The 15293-nt window shown below is 73.9% G+C and carries 18 protein-coding genes and 1 pseudogene; 9 read left to right on the top strand and 10 right to left on the bottom strand.

The window, feature by feature from the left end; translation table 11 throughout:
• Positions 1-6: 6 nt before the first annotated feature.
• From ACF09E_RS02145 to ACF09E_RS02125, 5 genes are all read left to right on the top strand, one after another.
• A complete protein-coding gene (locus ACF09E_RS02145; protein ID WP_392203408.1) occupies positions 7-768 on the top strand; it encodes a metallophosphoesterase in 762 nt (253 codons plus the stop codon).
• Between the two features lie 77 nt (positions 769-845).
• Positions 846-1349, top strand: coding sequence for a hemerythrin domain-containing protein (locus tag ACF09E_RS02140; protein WP_392203407.1), 504 nt, complete (start codon positions 846-848; stop codon positions 1347-1349).
• Between the two features lie 115 nt (positions 1350-1464).
• The gene (locus tag ACF09E_RS02135) at positions 1465-2166 is read left to right on the top strand and encodes a 2-phosphosulfolactate phosphatase (RefSeq protein WP_392203406.1); all 702 of its coding nucleotides are present in this window, start codon (positions 1465-1467) and stop codon (positions 2164-2166) included.
• Between the two features lie 164 nt (positions 2167-2330).
• Positions 2331-2534 carry a cold-shock protein gene (locus ACF09E_RS02130; RefSeq protein WP_030213732.1) on the top strand — a complete coding sequence of 68 codons (204 nt, stop codon included), beginning with the start codon at positions 2331-2333 and terminating at the stop codon, positions 2532-2534.
• Positions 2535-2712: 178 nt separating this feature from the next.
• On the top strand, positions 2713-3078 hold the full coding sequence (locus ACF09E_RS02125; RefSeq protein ID WP_392203405.1) for a DUF1801 domain-containing protein: 366 nt from the start codon (positions 2713-2715) through the stop codon (positions 3076-3078).
• A gap of 40 nt (positions 3079-3118) precedes the next feature.
• On the opposite strand, the gene ACF09E_RS02120 is transcribed toward ACF09E_RS02125, so the two are convergent.
• From ACF09E_RS02120 to ACF09E_RS02110, 3 genes are all read right to left on the bottom strand, one after another.
• Complete coding sequence (locus ACF09E_RS02120; protein ID WP_392203404.1) at positions 3119-4015, bottom strand: LysR family transcriptional regulator; 897 nt, start codon at positions 4013-4015, stop codon at positions 3119-3121.
• A complete protein-coding gene (locus ACF09E_RS02115) occupies positions 4000-4197 on the bottom strand; it encodes a hypothetical protein (protein WP_392203403.1) in 198 nt (65 codons plus the stop codon). The genes ACF09E_RS02120 and ACF09E_RS02115 overlap by 16 nt, the downstream gene beginning before the upstream one ends.
• A 169-nt stretch (positions 4198-4366) precedes the next feature.
• Positions 4367-5062, bottom strand: coding sequence for a type 1 glutamine amidotransferase domain-containing protein (locus ACF09E_RS02110; protein ID WP_392203402.1), 696 nt, complete (start codon positions 5060-5062; stop codon positions 4367-4369).
• A gap of 217 nt (positions 5063-5279) precedes the next feature.
• Here ACF09E_RS02110 and ACF09E_RS02105 point away from each other — a divergent pair.
• From ACF09E_RS02105 to ACF09E_RS02095, 3 genes and pseudogenes are all read left to right on the top strand, one after another.
• A pseudogene (locus ACF09E_RS02105) lies at positions 5280-5462 on the top strand (diaminopimelate decarboxylase); the annotation flags it as partial.
• 130 nt (positions 5463-5592) lie between these two features.
• A complete protein-coding gene (locus tag ACF09E_RS02100; RefSeq protein WP_392203401.1) occupies positions 5593-6423 on the top strand; it encodes a maleylpyruvate isomerase family mycothiol-dependent enzyme in 831 nt (276 codons plus the stop codon).
• A 188-nt stretch (positions 6424-6611) separates the two neighbouring features.
• On the top strand, positions 6612-6911 hold the full coding sequence (locus tag ACF09E_RS02095; protein WP_392203400.1) for a DUF1876 domain-containing protein: 300 nt from the start codon (positions 6612-6614) through the stop codon (positions 6909-6911).
• Positions 6912-7058: 147 nt separating this feature from the next.
• On the opposite strand, the gene ACF09E_RS02090 is transcribed toward ACF09E_RS02095, so the two are convergent.
• From ACF09E_RS02090 to ACF09E_RS02065, 6 genes are all read right to left on the bottom strand, one after another.
• The gene (locus ACF09E_RS02090) at positions 7059-7679 is read right to left on the bottom strand and encodes a CBS domain-containing protein (protein ID WP_392203399.1); all 621 of its coding nucleotides are present in this window, start codon (positions 7677-7679) and stop codon (positions 7059-7061) included.
• A 142-nt stretch (positions 7680-7821) separates the two neighbouring features.
• Positions 7822-9885: a discoidin domain-containing protein gene (locus tag ACF09E_RS02085; protein WP_392203398.1), complete on the bottom strand. Its 2064-nt coding sequence runs from the start codon at positions 9883-9885 to the stop codon at positions 7822-7824.
• A gap of 135 nt (positions 9886-10020) precedes the next feature.
• Positions 10021-10614: a TetR/AcrR family transcriptional regulator gene (locus tag ACF09E_RS02080; protein ID WP_392203397.1), complete on the bottom strand. Its 594-nt coding sequence runs from the start codon at positions 10612-10614 to the stop codon at positions 10021-10023.
• Positions 10615-10663: 49 nt separating this feature from the next.
• Positions 10664-11242, bottom strand: coding sequence for an exonuclease domain-containing protein (locus ACF09E_RS02075; protein WP_392203396.1), 579 nt, complete (start codon positions 11240-11242; stop codon positions 10664-10666).
• 110 nt (positions 11243-11352) lie between these two features.
• Positions 11353-12024 carry a GntR family transcriptional regulator gene (locus tag ACF09E_RS02070; RefSeq protein ID WP_392203395.1) on the bottom strand — a complete coding sequence of 224 codons (672 nt, stop codon included), beginning with the start codon at positions 12022-12024 and terminating at the stop codon, positions 11353-11355.
• Positions 12025-12145: 121 nt separating this feature from the next.
• On the bottom strand, positions 12146-13345 hold the full coding sequence (locus ACF09E_RS02065) for a CaiB/BaiF CoA transferase family protein (RefSeq protein WP_392203394.1): 1200 nt from the start codon (positions 13343-13345) through the stop codon (positions 12146-12148).
• A gap of 136 nt (positions 13346-13481) precedes the next feature.
• Here ACF09E_RS02065 and ACF09E_RS02060 point away from each other — a divergent pair, with 136 nt between their 5' ends.
• Positions 13482-14690 carry an acyl-CoA dehydrogenase family protein gene (locus ACF09E_RS02060; RefSeq protein ID WP_392203393.1) on the top strand — a complete coding sequence of 403 codons (1209 nt, stop codon included), beginning with the start codon at positions 13482-13484 and terminating at the stop codon, positions 14688-14690.
• Positions 14691-14736: 46 nt separating this feature from the next.
• Here the strand turns inward: ACF09E_RS02060 and ACF09E_RS02055 are convergent, their stop codons facing one another.
• Positions 14737-15240: an FBP domain-containing protein gene (locus ACF09E_RS02055; protein ID WP_392203392.1), complete on the bottom strand. Its 504-nt coding sequence runs from the start codon at positions 15238-15240 to the stop codon at positions 14737-14739.
• Positions 15241-15293 lie beyond the last annotated feature (53 nt).

Here is a 15293-nt window from a genome sequence, read left to right as displayed (position 1 = left end):
GGGCCCGTGGTGCGGGTGGCGGCCGTCGGCGACATCCACCTGGGCGAGGAGTCCGGGGGCCTGCTGCGGCCCTCCTTCGCGACCCTGCCGCTCTGCGCCGACGTCCTCCTGCTCGCCGGGGACCTCACCCGTCACGGCACGGTCGCCGAGGCGGAGGTGGTCGCGGAGGAGGTGCGGAACCTGGGCGTCCCGGTCGTCGCGGTCCTCGGGAACCACGACTACCACGCGGACCAGGAGGAGGAGGTGGCCCGCGTCCTCACCGGTGCGGGCGTCAGCGTCCTGGAGGGCGCGAGCGTGACCCTCCCGGTCGGCGGCGGCACGGTCGGGATCGCCGGTGCCAAGGGATTCTGCGGAGGCTTCGCCGGCCGCAGCGCGGGCGAGTTCGGCGAACCCGTGATGAAGGAGTTCGTCCGGACCGCGCGCCGTGCCGCCGACGGCCTGCACCGGGCCCTCGCGGAGCTGGCCTCGGACGGGTGCCGGGCCAGGATCGCCCTCACCCACTACGCGCCGGTCCCCGACACGCTCGCGGGCGAGCCGACGGAGATCCACCCCTTCCTGGGCAGCTACCTCCTCGCGGAGGCCATCGACGCGTCCGGCGCCGACCTCGCCGTCCACGGACACGCCCACCTGGGCACGGAGCACGGCCTGACGGCCGGCGGCGTCCGCGTCCGCAACGTCGCCCAGCCCGTGATCGGCCGCGCCTTCGCCCTCTACCACCTGCCCCTCACCCGGACGGGTGGCGCGATTGACCCGGAGGCGCGGGGGTAGCCGCCGGACCGAGGACCCCCGGCCATGATGGCTTCGCCAGGAGAGGGCCGGAATCGCCGATGAGCAGGGAGAACGACGTGAGCCACGGAAGCAAGGAAGCCCGGGATGTCGTCGCGGTCATCCTGGAGGACCACCGCACCATGGAGGACCTGTTCCGCCGCATGCGGAGCGTCGAGTCCGACCGCGCCGCCGCGCTGGAGGAGTTCTCCGCCCTGCTCGTGGCGCACGGCGAGGCCGAGGAGGCCAAGGTGTACGGGGCGCTCAAGCGCTTCCGCGACATCGACGACGACGAGGTGGAGCACGGCTCGGAGGAGCACGCCGAGGGGAACGAGGCGCTCCTCGCCCTGCTGGAGGTGGAGGAGGTCGGCTCCGACCAGTGGGACGCGAAGCTGGAGGACCTCGTGGAGGCCGTCACGCACCATCTCGACGAGGAGGAGCGCACGATCCTCAACGGCGCCAGGGAGAACGTCCCCGACGAGCGGCGGGCCGAACTGGCGACGGCGTTCCTGGAGGAGCGCGCCGGTCAACTCGCCTCGGGATGCGGCGACATCGAGAACGTGCGCAAGATCGTGAACAGGTGAGCCGAGGTCGCGCCCGACCGGCCGGGCAGTCGCGAAGCCCCCGGCGGTGCGTCCCTGGGCGCGATGTCTCGTGGACCGTGCACGCGGTGACGCCCCCATGGGCGATCATGGACGGATGGACGCTCGCTTCCTCGGGATCGAAGAACTGACCGACGTGCCGTCGGTGGCGGTCGTGATCGACGTCATGCGCGCTTACACGGTGGCCGCCTGGGCCTTCGCGCGAGGGGCGGAGCGGATCGTCCTCGCGGAGTCGCTCGACGACGCGCTCGCCCTCAAGGCCCGCCACCCGGAGTGGGTGGCGCTCAAGGACGGCCCGCCCGCGCCCGGCTTCGACGCCGTCAACTCGCCGGGCCTGTTGCGCACCCTCGACCTCGGCGGGCGGACCGTCGTGCAGAAGACCACGGCCGGTACGGTCGGCGCCCTCGCGGTCCGGGACGCCTCCCTGGTCCTGTGCGCCGGCTTCGTCGTCGCGGAGGCGACCGCCCGGGTCCTCCGGTCGGGGGGCCACGACCGCGTCACCTACGTGGTCACGGGGGAGGGCGGCCGGGCGGAGGAGGACCTGGCGTGCGCGCAGTACATCGCCCGGAGGGCCGCCGGGACCGCGACCGACCCCGCCGCGTTCCTCGGCCGGGCGGGCGCGTCACGCGCCGCCGCCGAACTGACGCAAGGGGTGCGCCAGGGCGCCCACCCCGACGACGTGGCCCTCTGCGTCGAGCTCGACCGGTTCCCCTTCGCCATGGTCGCGACCCCGGAGGACGGGCTCATGGTGCTCCGCCCGCGGACCGCGCCCGCGCCGGCCGGCGGCACCGCCGGCTGACCCCGCCGGGCCCCGTCGGCCCTCGGCCGCCGCTTCGGATGTAACAAGATCGGATCGGTGGGTGTAGGCGGCGATGTGGCGGGGGAAGACCCGAGTGGCGCCCGTGGAAGGGCGTCGCGACGGCCCCACCCCGGACCGTCGCCGGACTGACCAGAAGGACGAGCATGGCCAGCGGCACCGTGAAGTGGTTCAACTCCGAGAAGGGCTTCGGCTTCATCGCCCAGGACGGCGGCGGACCGGACGTCTTCGCCCACTACTCCAACATCTCGGGCAACGGCTACCGCGAGCTGACCGAGGGCGAAGCCGTGACCTTCGACATCACCCAGGGCCAGAAGGGCCCGCAGGCGGAGAACATCGTCCGGGGCTGACCCGGACCGCCCCGGCGGACTCGTCCTCCTGACGGCGACCGTCGTCGACGGCGCCCGCACCCCGTGCGGGCGCCGTCGCGGTGCGGTGCCACCGGCGGTGCCCCGCCGCAGGGCGGGCGACGACGCGGGGCTGCTCGCCGGCCGGGCCGTGGAGGCCTCCGGTCGGTAGGCTCGTCCCATGGTGCAGAGCAAGGCGGAGGACGTCGACGAATACCTGGCCGAGGCGCCCGCGCCCCAACAGGCCGCCCTGCGGCGGCTGCGGGAGCTGTGCCGCCGGGAACTGGACGGCTTCACCGAGGCGATGGCGTACGGCATGCCGGTCTACACGCGGGACGGCAGCGCTCAGATCGCCTTCGCCGGCCAGAAGCAGTACGTCTCCTTCTACCTGATGCGCGGCGACGTCCGCGACGCCTTCGCCGAGCGGCTCGCGGGGCAGGACATGGGCAAGGGGTGCCTGCGCTTCAGGAAGCCCGAGCACATCGACTACGACCTGGTACGCGACCTCCTGAAGGCGACGGCGGCGCGCCCCGGCCCGGTCTGCTGACGCCCTCCCGCGCGAGCCCGTTCCGACCCCTGTCGCACTGTCACCAGGAGCGCCCGGCCTCGATCAGGAGGTTGCGGACGCGGGTGACGCCGGGGGCGGCCGGGCGTCCCGGACGCTGGACGAGGTAGGCGGTGTTGATGGGCGGGTCGTCCGGCCGGTGCAGGGCGACGAGCGAGCCCGAGGCCAGTTCGGCCGCGCACAGGTAGCGGGGCAGCACGGTGAAGCCGGCCCCCGCGGCCACGGCCGCCAGGACACCGCGGAGGTCGGGCACGGTGACGGCGGCGGGGCGGGAGAGCCGGCTGCCGAAGACATGACGCCAGTACCGGCGAGCCATCGGCACGTCCTCGGCGTACGCGACCAGCGGGACGGCGTGCAGGGCCGCCGGCCCCTCGGCGGCCACCCGGTCCCCCAGGAGATCGGCCCAGACGGGGGCGGCGACGAGGACGAACTCCTCGTCCGTCAGCGGCACGGCGGTCAGCGCCCGCCCGCGCGGCCGGAAGGTCGCGATCACCAGGTCATGGCGCCCCGCGCGGAGTTCGTCGAGCAGCGGCTCGGTCAGGCCCGGTGTGATCCTGAGCCGCACGCCCTCCGCCGCCAGGGGCGCCAGGGCCGGCAGGACCCGGGTGCAGAGCAGCTCGGCGGGGCCCGCCAGGTGCACGGGCGCGGCCGGTTCGTCGGGTGCGCTGTCCTGGCCGGTCGCGGCGGCGAGCGCGTCGAGGGGTGCCGCGACGCGGGACGCCAGATCGTGGGCCACGGAGGTCGGGGCCGCCCCGCGCGGCAGCCGTTCGAACAGCTCGCGGCCCGTCCGCCGCTCCAGGGACCGGATCTGGGTGGTCACCGTGGGCTGCGACAGCCCCAGCAGCCCGGCGGCCGCGGTGAACGAGCCCGAGCGGTAGACCGCGAGGAAGGTGCGCAACAGGTTCAGATCGGGCGCCACCCCACCAGCGCCGTGGGCCGCCCCACCAGCGCCGTGGGCTGGGCGACCCGCTTCCTGGGCCTGGTGTCGGGGCTCGTGAGCCGGGCCACCGGCGCCGTCGGCCGCGCGACCGGCTTCGCGGGCCGGGCCACCGGCTCCGCGGGCCGCCGCGCCGGAGCGGGCGGCGCCGCCCGGTCGTCCATCAGGATCCGTATGCCTCACGCGGGAAGCCTACCGGCGGGCCTATGGGTACGGAGGCGCTTGCACCCCGCACCCCCGTCGGGGTGCGGACCGGCGCCCCGTACCCCGAGGGGTGCGGGGCGTCGGTCCGCCCGGGGCCGCCCGGACGGGCGGCCCGTACAACCGGTCGTCTCAGCCCAGTTCCCTCAGGACCCGGTCCGCGAGCGGGGCCGAGGACGCCGGGTTCTGGCCGGTCACGAGGTTGCGGTCGACGACCACCTTCGGCGCCCACGGCTCGCCGGCCTGGACGTCGACGCCGGCCTCGACGAGCCGGGTCTGCAGCAGCCACTTCGCCTTGTCGGCGAAGCCGGACTGCGCCTCCTCGTCGTTGGTGAACGCGGCCACCTTGTAGCCGGCGAAGGCGTTGGTGCCGTCGTCCCTGACGGCGGCGAGCAGCGCGGCCGGACCGTGGCAGACGACGGCCAGCGGCTTGCCGGAGTCCAGGGCGTCGACCAGCAGCCGGCCGGAGGCGGCGTCGACCGCGAGGTCCTCCATGGGGCCGTGTCCGCCCGGGTAGAACACGGCCGCGTAGTCGGCCAGGTCCACGTCCTCCAGACGGACCGGGTGCCGGAGCGCGGTGAACGAGTCCAGGACGGCGGCGACCTCGTCGGCGCCCTCCTGGCCGCCGTTGAACTCCGGGGCGAGGCTGCTCCGGTCGACGGTCGGGACGACGCCGCCGGGAGTGGCGACGACGACCTCGTACCCGGCGGCCGTGAACGCCCGGTACGGCGCGGCCGCCTCCTCGGCCCAGAAGCCGGTCGGGTGCTTCGTCCCGTCGGCCAGGGTCCAGAAGTCGGTACCGGTCAACACGAAGAGGATCTGCGGCATGAGGGCTCTCCCGGGAGGGTGCGGGCCGGGTTCCGGCCCGAGGAGCGGTGCACCGGCGCCCTCGCGGGCCGCCGGTGTGGCGATGTCCTCGAACGTAGCCCCGTCCCGGAGACCTTTCCAATGCGGAATCCCATGGCTGCCATGGGAAGTCCGATGGCTCAACGGGAATACGTACGGCCCTCCCACCTGCGGAAAGACGCGAGGGAGCCCCGGCTCCGCCGACACCCGCCCGGGCGACCTCCTCGCGGTCCCCGTGGCCGGCGTGTACCACCTCTCGACGGCCTCCTCGTGCAACCTCGTGGGCCGCCCTCCCGTGGTCGCCGTCCTCGACGGCCGCGCGCGCCTCCTGGTGCGCAGGGAGACGCCGGAGGACGTGCGGGCCCGGGACGTCGGACTGTAGGCGCCCCCGGGCCCCGGGAGGACCGGCGGTAAAGCCTTCGCCCCGACCGGCGCCGCGAGCGCTACTCGCTGGTACGGTCCCTCACCAACCGGCGCTCACCCTGGGGCCGCCGGGCCGGGAGGGGTGTGCGGTGACGGTGGAACGTGTGGGGGCGGTCGGAGTACTGCCCGAGGGGCTCTCCGAGGCGATACGGGGGACGGCCGAGGACATCGCCGCGGTGCTGCGCGCCGCCCCAGGCGGAGGCGGCGCCGGGCTGCGCCCCGTGCCGCGGTCCGCCTGGACCCTGGGGGAGGCCGCCGCGCACCTGGCCCAGGCCAACGCACTGATGGCCGACCTGGCCGCCGGGCACGAGCGTCCCTACGGCGACGGCACCCCGGGGAGCCTCGCCGCCGCCAACGAACGCGCGCTCGCCGGTTTCGCGGAGCGGGCCCCCGGCCCGCTCGCCGAGATGATCACCGACCGGGCCGAGGCCTTCCTCACGTCCGTGGCGGAGCGCGACCCGGAGCAGCTCCTCGCCACTCCGCTCGGCGCCCAGCGCCCGGCGGTCCTCGGCTCGTACCTCCTGACGCACATGCTGGGGCACGGCTACGACCTGGCGCTCGCCGTCGGCCGCCCCCACATGCTGGACGCGCGCCGGGTCGCCCTCACCCTGCCGTTCATGATCGAGGCGATGCCCCGGGTGACCGACCCCGCCGCCGTCGCCGGCCTGACCGCCCGCTTCGCCGTGCGGCTGCGTGGCGGGCCGGCCTTCGGCGTCCTCGTGGCCGACGGAACCGTCGAGGTCACCCACGAACCACCCGCCCGCCCGGACTGCACCATCCTCACGGAGCCGGTGGCCTTCCTGCTCCTCGCGCTGGGCCGGGTCGACCCCTGGCCCGTGATCGCCCGGGGCAGGGCGCTCGGCTGGGGGCGCAGGCCCTGGCTCGCCCCCCGATTCCCGCGGCTCTTCCGGGCTCCGTAGGGGGTGTCCTGCCGCCCGGCAGGACACCCCTGGGGCCGTCGGCCCCTCCCGCGGCGTGCCGCTCGGCCCGCGCCGATGGATCCTGGAGGTATCGGAAGGGGCCGCGCCCCGGTCACACGGGGCCGGCTGTGCGAGGAGGCAGGGCCGTGCCCGGTCGTGAGGGGCCCGGCCGTGCGAGGAGGCAGATCATGTCCCGCACCCTGGAATGGACGGTCGGCGTGGAGCTGGTCGAGGACGACGGCAGGACCAGGGCCGAGGCCCGGCTCCTGACCGGCAACTCGACCCTCACGGGTCACGGCTCCGCCCGCTGCAACCCGTCGGACGCCGACGTGCCGGCGATCGGTGACGAGCTGGCCGCGAGCCGGGCGATGAAGGACCTGGCCGGCAAGCTGATGCGCGAGGCCAACCGGGAGATGGAGGCGGCCGGCGCCGGCACGGTGCCCCGGCACACCGGACCCGGCTACGGCTGGCCGGAGGCGGTCTCCTGACCACCCCGCCGCCCGCGTAGCCCGCGGGGCCCGCGACACGACGGCCCGTCGCCGTACGCCCGGCCTGCCGCGTCGGGACTTCTGCGTCCCGACCGCCAGGCCCGGCCCTTGCGTGCCGACCGGTCTCCGCCTCCCCGTGGACGCCTCCTACTGGGTGTCCGCCACCGTCAGGTCGCCCTCCGCGTCCTCGTACGCCAGCCGGTCCACGACCTCCACCACCCCGTCCACGGCCTCGCACAGCCGGACGAGGACGGGGCCGATCCCCGCGCGGTCCAGGGTGCCGCTCAGGGTCACCAGGCCCTCGTCGACGTCGATGTGGACGGCCGAAGGGGAGAGCCCCAGGATGCGGACGACCACGTCCTCGCGGATCTCCTCCTGGATGGAGCGGTCCCGGCGCAGGAAGAGCTGGAGCAGGTCGCTGCGGCTCAGCACCCCGATCAGGCACCCCTGCGCGTCGACGACGGGCAGCCGCTTCACCCGGTGCCGTTCCATGAGCCGGGCGGCCTCGACGGCCGTCCAGGAGGGCCTCGCCGTCACGACGGGGCTGGACATCATCGCCTCCGCGGTGCTGGGCCCGCCCTTCGCCGTGTGGCGCCGCAGCAGGTCGGCCTCGGAGACCACGCCCACGGGCCGGTTCTCCTCGTCGACCACCGGGACGGCGGTGATGCCGTACTCGTCGAGGAGCCGCGCGATCTCCTTGAACGACGTCCCCGGCTGGACCGCCACCGCGGTCGGCGTCATCAGGTCGGCGACACTGCGGTGCCTCATCGTCCGTTCCGTCCCTTCTGCGTTCCGGAGTCCATGATCTCCTACCGGACGCCGGAGCGGGACAAGGGGGCCGACGAAGGGGCGGAAACCGGCGGGTGCCGGCCGGACCGGGGAACGGTCCGGCCGGCCCCCGCCCCTCCGCTCAGGCCCGGTGCACCGCCACCTCGTAGAGCGAGTAGCCCCACTTGGTCGCCCGCCGCTCGCCGTGGATCCGTACGTAACGGGCGGACGTCGACGGGAACGCGGCCGTGTCGTAGCCGCCGTCACCGGCGTCCGTGGACCAGACCGTCCGCCAGTCCGTGCCGTTCTCCGACACGTCGATCCGGTACTGGCGCGCGTACGCGCGCTCCCAGTCCAGGGTGACCCTGCCCACCCTGCGGACGGCCCCGAGGTCCACGCCGATCCACTGGTCGTCCGACCAGTCGCTCGCCCAGCGCGAGCCGGTGTCGCCGTCGAGCGCCCGGCCCGCCGCGTAGCTGGTGAAGGGGTTCCACTCCGAGGAGCTCGCCGAACCGGCCGCGCCCCTGGCGAGGTTGACGCCCGGCTCGTGGTCCTCGGTCGCCTTCCACGTGGTCAGGTACGACTCCGCGCCGCGCGCCAGCTCGTCGACGACGCCCTGCCCGCCGCTGAGCCGGATCTGCTCGACCCAGTCCGGCACCAGACCGTTGTGCGCCGCGCCGTCGGTGTTGAGGTCCCAGGTGCGCTCGCCCGTCACCTGACGGTCGATCACCGAGCCGCCGTCGAAGCTGCGGAAGGGATACTTCACCGCGTTCGGCGCCCCCTCGCCGACCGGGGCCGGCCAGCCGCCGACACCGTTCATGTCGGTGCCGTAGCCGAGACCGACCTTGTACTTCGCCCGCAGCGCGGCCTTCTGGCCCGCCTCGCCGACGAAGCCCTCCGCGCCGTGCATGTACTGGGCGACGAAACCGCCCAGCTTGTACAGGCGCTCCGTCCAGTCCAGGTCCATCCAGCTGTGGCTGGACAGGACGCCCGGGTACTCCTCCGACTCGAGGATGTCGAGCGCCCGCCCGGCGGCCTTGACGCTCATGTGGTCGAGCTCCAGCATCATGCCCCGGTCGATCATGCCCCGCAGGGCGTGCTCACCGAGCCGGGTCAGGCCCCGTGTGTTGCACTTCGCGTCCGCGGCGTACGACGGCGTGGTGACCCCCGGCGGCAGCTTGGCCGCCATCACCGGCGCGGCCGCCAGCCCGATCGGGTTGTCGTGCTGCGGGCCCGCGCACTTCTCCGTGGCCCAGAAGGTGCCCGTGGACAGGAACTGCCCGATGTTGACCGCGGTGCCGATGGCACCCGAGTCGAAGCGGACACCGCACAGCGCGTTGTCGAACTTGTGGCACAGGAACATGCTGCGCACCCCGAGCCCGTACAACTCGTCGAGGCCGCGGTCGATGTCCTCCTTGCTGCACTGGGCCACGTCGAGGATCTGCTTGCAGCCGAACGGCTCCGAGGTCTCGACGCCCAGGACGACCGCGAGCTTGCCCTGCTCGACCACCGAGCGCGCCTGCGCCGCGGACGTGACGATGCGGAACCAGCCCTTGCCGGGCCCGCCGTACATCCCGTCCACGTAGTCCTGGAGTTCGTACGTCTTGCGGGCCTGGAGGCGGATCGACGTCATCTCGTCGCAGCTCCGGTCCCGGGGCAGGATCGAGCAGATGAGGCCGTTCGTCACCAGGTCGTTGACGAGCACCCGCTGGCCGCCGCGCCAGGCCCGCTCCACCCACGCGTAGTAGTTCTGCTGGTGCGTCAGGGAGTTGTGCGCGGGCCAGTCCTTGAAGGTGGGCCAGCCGACCGGGTCGTGGTGGCCGTCGGCCCCGCCGGTGATGTTCTCGAACAGCGCCCCCGAACCGTCGGGATAGTGCTCGGGACAGTCCTTCAGCGCCTCCGCCGCGCCGGCCGGGGAGAAGGTCTGGCCGCAGATGAGCCGGCCGCCGAACCCCTCGTTGGACATCAGGTGGTTGTGGGCGTCGACGAAGCCGCGCACCTTGCCCTGCGCGTCCGTCCCGGTGAACGGAGTGCCCGTGACGTTGATCTGCGAATCGGCCGCGGGCCGTGACGTGGGCTCCCACCATCCGCCGGCGGCGGCCGCCGCGGGGACGGGACCGGAGCCGAAGAGGACGGCGGCCAGGGCGAGGAACAGCGCGAGAAGGGCGGGCCTGCCGCCGGTCCGGCGCGAATCGGGTCGGGTCATGGTCAGCGATGCCTCCGGACGGTGGGGGAGTACCGGGCGCCCCGAGGATCGCGGTGCCGACGGACCGAGTCAATAGTCCGGGACAGATGACCTGTTGATGGTCATGGGACGTCCACGCGGTCGGCACGCCGACCGTCACCCCGCGATGAGGACCACCAGTTGATCCGCCGTCAGGTCGAGCAGCGTCGCCGCCGCCTTCTCGTCCCCGACGACCAGGTACTGGAGCGTGAGGCCGTCGATCGCCGCCGCCAGGTACCGGGCGATCGTCTCCACCGGCACGCCCGGCTCGATGTCCCGCATCGAGCGGACCTGCTCGACGAGCGCGCCCGCCGACGCCACGTACCGCTCGTACTGGGCCCGTGCCAGATGCTCGAACCCCGGCTCCCGCAGGGCGAACTGGGTGAGGTCGTAGGTCAGCATGTGCTCACCGGGACGGGCCGTGACGTGGTCCCAGTACGTCTGGAGCGCGCCCCGCACGGTCTCGCGCAGGGTGGCGCCCGGCTCGACCGCCGACATCACGAGCGCCACGTAGTCGCTGTTGATCGTCTCGATCGCCGCTTCGAGCAGAGCCTGCTTGGAGTCGAAGCAGTAGTGGAAGACGCTCAGCGACACCCCCGCCTCTGCGCAGATCGACCGGGTGGTGGTCCGCGCGACCCCGTCCCTGGTCATCGCCCTGATCGCCGCGTCGACCAGCTGCCTGCGTCGTTCGGCCGACGGCATCCGCCCCATGGTTCCTCCTCGCGTCCGGCGCCAGGGTAACCGCAGGCCGCGAAGCCGCCTATGGAACGTCCACGGCGCCGGCCGCCGGCCACGCGCCCCGCTCCGCGAGCCGCAGGACCAGCGCCGCGATGTTCCATGCGTCGTCCTCGCCCCGGTGGTGCCGTCCCTCCAGGGGCAGCCCGGCGACCTCCAGGGCGCGCGCCATGCCGGGGCGCCGGGGAAGGACGTACGCCTCCGTGAACACCGCCTTGGCGTTGGTGTGGCGGCGTCCGAAGGGGTACGGGGTGCCGGAGACCCGGCACTGGTGGGCGAACTGCTTGCGGTCGTAGTCGCCCCAGCTCGCCCAGGGCCGCACCCCCGCCTCGTACGTGGTCGCGAGGAGCCGGCAGGCGGCGGCGAAGTCCAGCCCGGTGTCGACCTCGGCCTGCGTGAGCCCGGTCAGTTCGGTGCAGAAGGCGCTGACCCGCGAACGGACCGGCCGCACCAGGATCCGGTGCCGCGAGACCCGCTCGCCCGCGCCGGGATCGACCACGGTCAGTCCGATCTCGATGATCTCGCTGACGGCGCCGGGCGGCGGCTGCCCGTCCCAGCAGGTCGCCTCGACGTCCACGATGTTGACCAGTCCCCCGTACTCCATGGCGCGAGCTTAGGGGGTGTCGGGCCGGGCCCGCCCGGCAGTTTCCCCGCGGACGGGTCCGGCGCCCGCCCGGCGGCCCCGCGCCACCGGCGGCACCCGGCCCCGGGGGCTCAGTCCCGCTCCAGGTCCAGGACCTCGCGCAGGGCCGCCACCGCGTGCGCCCGGTGCTCGTCCAGCCATCGGACCGTGGCCTCCTCGTCGCCGTGCCGGAGCGCCGAGATGACGGCGCGGTGCTCGCGGACGGCCTGCTTCCGGTGCGGGGCGTCGGCGTAGTACAGGGAGCGGTAGGCGTCGGTGGAGTCCCAGAGGGTCGCGATCAGACGGACCAGGCGCGGCATCCCCGACGCCTCCACGAGGGTGAAGTGGAAGAGGCGGTTCGCCGCGGCCATCGCCGGCACGTCGCCCTCCTCGGCCGCCCGCTCCACCTCACGCTGGATCCGTTCGAGGGCGGCCACGATGCCGTCCGGCATCAGCCGCACCGCCCTGCGCACCGCCTCCGTCTCCAGAAGCTCGCGGATCCGGTAGATCTCCTCCAGGTCGGCCAGCGACAACTCCGCCACGAAGTAGCCCCGGTGGACGTGGTGGACGACCAGGCCCTCCGCCTCCAGGGCCTTGAGGGCCTCGCGCAGCGGCACCCGGCTCACCTCGTACCGGGCGGCGAGCGCGTCCTGCCGGATCTGCCCGCCGGGCCGCAGTTCGCCGCTGGTGATGGCGCGCCGCAGTTCCTCCAGGACGAACTGCTGGGCGGTCTGCGGCCGCCGCTTCTGCACCGCGCTGCTCATCGCCTGTGACCTTCCGATTCCTCGTACCGCACCGGATGATCTCCCCACCGGTGCCGACCATCTTCCTACGCGTTCCCGGCCGCCGACCCTGCGCTTCCTCCGCTCCGCCCCGCGCGCGCGGTCACGGCCGTTCCGGTCCGCGGCCCTCCGCGGTCCGCCCGAGGGAGGCGCGCACACCCTCCGTGTGCTCGCCGAGACGCGGGGGAGCGGCACGGTACGCCGGCGGGGTCGCGCCGAACCGGACCGGATGGGCGACCTGGCCGGGGCCGGCCGCGGACTCCGGCACCCGCGGGGCGAGCCCCAGCCGGTCGGCGAGGTCGAACGCGGCGGCGAGGTCGTTGATCGGTCCGCACGGCACCCCCGCCGCGGTCAGCTCCTCGAACCAGCCGTCGGCGGTACGGGTCCCCAGCGGCCCGGCGAGCGCGGCCACCAGCGCGTCGCGGTGGGCGACCCGGGCGGTGTTGGTCGCGAAGCGCGGGTCCTCGGGGAGCCCGGGAAGGCCGAGGCGCTCGCACAGCACCCGGAACTGCCGGTCGTTGCCCACGGCGATCACGAGCGGCCGGTCCCGCGCCTCGAACACCTCGTACGGGGCGATGCTCGGGTGCCGGTTGCCCATGGCGCGCGGCACGACCCCGGCCCCGAGGTGGGCGGCGGCCTGGTTCGTGAGGGCAGAGAGGAGGGAGGAGAGCAGGGACACCTCGATCCGCTGGCCCTCGCCGGTGCGCTCGCGGTGGCGGAGGGCGGCGAGGACCCCCATGCCCGCGTGCAGCCCGGTGACGACGTCGACCAGCGCGACCCCGGCCTTCGTCCCCTGACCGTCCGGCTCACCGGTCACGCTCATGAGGCCGCCCATCGCCTGGACCAGCAGGTCGTAGCCGGGCAGCGCGGCGCCCTCGCCGGTGCCGAAGCCGGTCACCGAGCAGTAGACGAGCCCCGGGTTGGTCGCCCGCACGGCCTCGTGGCCGAGCCCGAGCCTCTCCATCGTGCCGGGGCGGAAGTTCTCCACCAGGACGTCCGCCCGGTCCACGATCGCGCGCGCCGTGGCCAGGTCGCCCGGGTCGGTGAGGTCGAGTGCGACGGAGCGCTTGTTGCGGTTCACCCCGAGGAAGTAGGTGGCCTCGCCGCCGGCGAACGGCGGGCCCCACGCACGCGTGTCGTCCCCGGAGCCCGGCCGCTCGATCTTGATCACGTCCGCGCCCAGGTCGGCGAGGAGCATCGTCATGTACGGCCCCGCGAGGACCCGGCCGAAGTCGGCGACGACGATCCCCGACAGGGCGCCGGCCGGCGTCGGCCCCGGCGTGCCCGGCTGGTCTGCGCGCATCCCGCTCTCCCTCACTGGCGATCGGATCCGATCGGACCGTACGGCCGGGATATCGGATTTTCAATACTGGATCCAATATCCGGCTGGGGGCTACGCTTCGCCTCGCCGAGTTGCCACAGCCGCCAGGAGGCCGTCCGTGAAGTCGTCCCAGCCGCAGTCGTCGTCGCAGTCCAGCTCCGCCCCGGTCCACCCCTTCGACCTGCTCGCCGTCGACGGACTGCTGACCGACGAGGAACGCGAGATCCGCCGCACCGTGCGCGCCGTCGCCGACCGCGAACTGCGCCCGCACGTCGCCGAGTGGTTCGAGGCGGGCCGGATCCCGGCCCGCGAGCTCGCCCGCACCCTCGGCGGCATCGGCGTCCTCGGCATGCACCTGGAGGGCTACGGCTGCGCCGGCACCAACGCCGTCGCGTACGGACTGGCCTGTCTGGAACTGGAGGCCGTCGACTCGGGCCTGCGCTCCCTCGTCTCCGTCCAGGGCTCGCTCGCCATGTACGCGATCTGGAAGCACGGCTCCGAGGAGCAGAAGCAGCAGTGGCTGCCGAAGATGGCGGCGGGGGAGTACATCGGCTGCTTCGGCCTCACCGAGCCCGATGCCGGCTCCGACCCCGGCGCCATGCGGACCAACGCCAAGCGTGACGGGTCCGACTGGATCCTCAACGGCACCAAGATGTGGATCACCAACGGTGCGGTGGCCGACGTCGCGGTCGTCTGGGCCCGTACCGAGGACGGCGTACGGGGCTTCCTCGTCCCGGCCGGCACCCCCGGGTTCAGCGCCCCGGAGATCACGATGAAGCTGTCGCTGCGGGCCAGCGTCACCAGCGAACTGGTCATGGAGGACGTCCGCCTCCCGGCCGACGCCGTGCTGCCCGGGGCCAGGGGTCTCTCCGGCCCGCTCGGCTGCCTCAACGAGGCCCGCTTCGGCATCGTCTTCGGCGCCCTCGGCGCCGCCCGCGACTGTCTGGAGACGGCGATCTCCTACGCCCGGGACCGGGTCGTCTTCGCCCGGTCCCTCGCCTCCTACCAGCTGACGCAGCAGAAGCTCGCGGACATGTCCGTCGAGCTCGGCAAGGGCATGCTCCTCGCCCTCCACCTGGGGCGGCTCAAGGACGCGGGCACCCTCACCCCCGAGCAGGTCAGCGTGGGCAAGCTGAACAACGTGCGCGAGGCCATCGCGATCGCCCGCGAGTGCCGGACGATCCTGGGCGCCAACGGCATCACCCTGGAGTACCCGGTGCTGCGCCATGCCAACAACCTGGAGTCGGTGCTCACCTACGAGGGCACGAGCGAGGTCCACTCCCTGGTGATCGGCAAGGCGCTCACCGGCGAGCAGGCCTTCCGCTGAGCCGGTCCTCCGGGGGCCGGCCCGGCGGGTCGCTCCCGGGGCGGATTCACCCGGCCGTCACGCGGTCGACGAAGGCGTCCAGGTTGCCCATGAGGCGGGCGACCTGCTCGTCCACCGTCAGGGACTCCTCCTGGCGCCGGCCGCGCAGCCTGGGCTGCCGCTTGCCCCGCACGTACAGGGAGCAGGCGAGGTCGGCGCAGAGGTACGTCCCGACCGTGTTCCCCTCGCGGCCGCGCGGGCCGGCGAGGGGTGCCACGAGCAGCGTGACGCCGGATGAGGCGTGCCCGGTCAGGCAGACCTGGCACATGCTCGACTTCATGGCGCTGGTCCGTCCGGCGGCCGGGACCCGCAGGCTCACCCCCACCGGACCGTCCGCGCGGGGGACGACCAGATGGGCGCGGAGCGGCGCACCGGGGTCGACCCAGCCGAGGAAGTCCAGGTCCTGCCAGGGGAGTTCGCCGAAGTCGAGCGGCAGCTTGAGCCGGGCCGCCTCGCCCTTGGTGCAGTTCACGAAGGACGAGCGGATCTCTTTGTCGGTCAGTGGTTCCACTCGATGGACGGTACACGGACCCCGGTCGCCGGGCATCTGAATAAGCCGCCGCC

The organism is Streptomyces sp. NPDC014891 (genome assembly GCF_043081085.1).
Taxonomy (GTDB): Bacteria; Actinomycetota; Actinomycetes; order Streptomycetales; family Streptomycetaceae; genus Streptomyces.
This window is presented reverse-complemented; position numbering and strand designations above follow the sequence as displayed.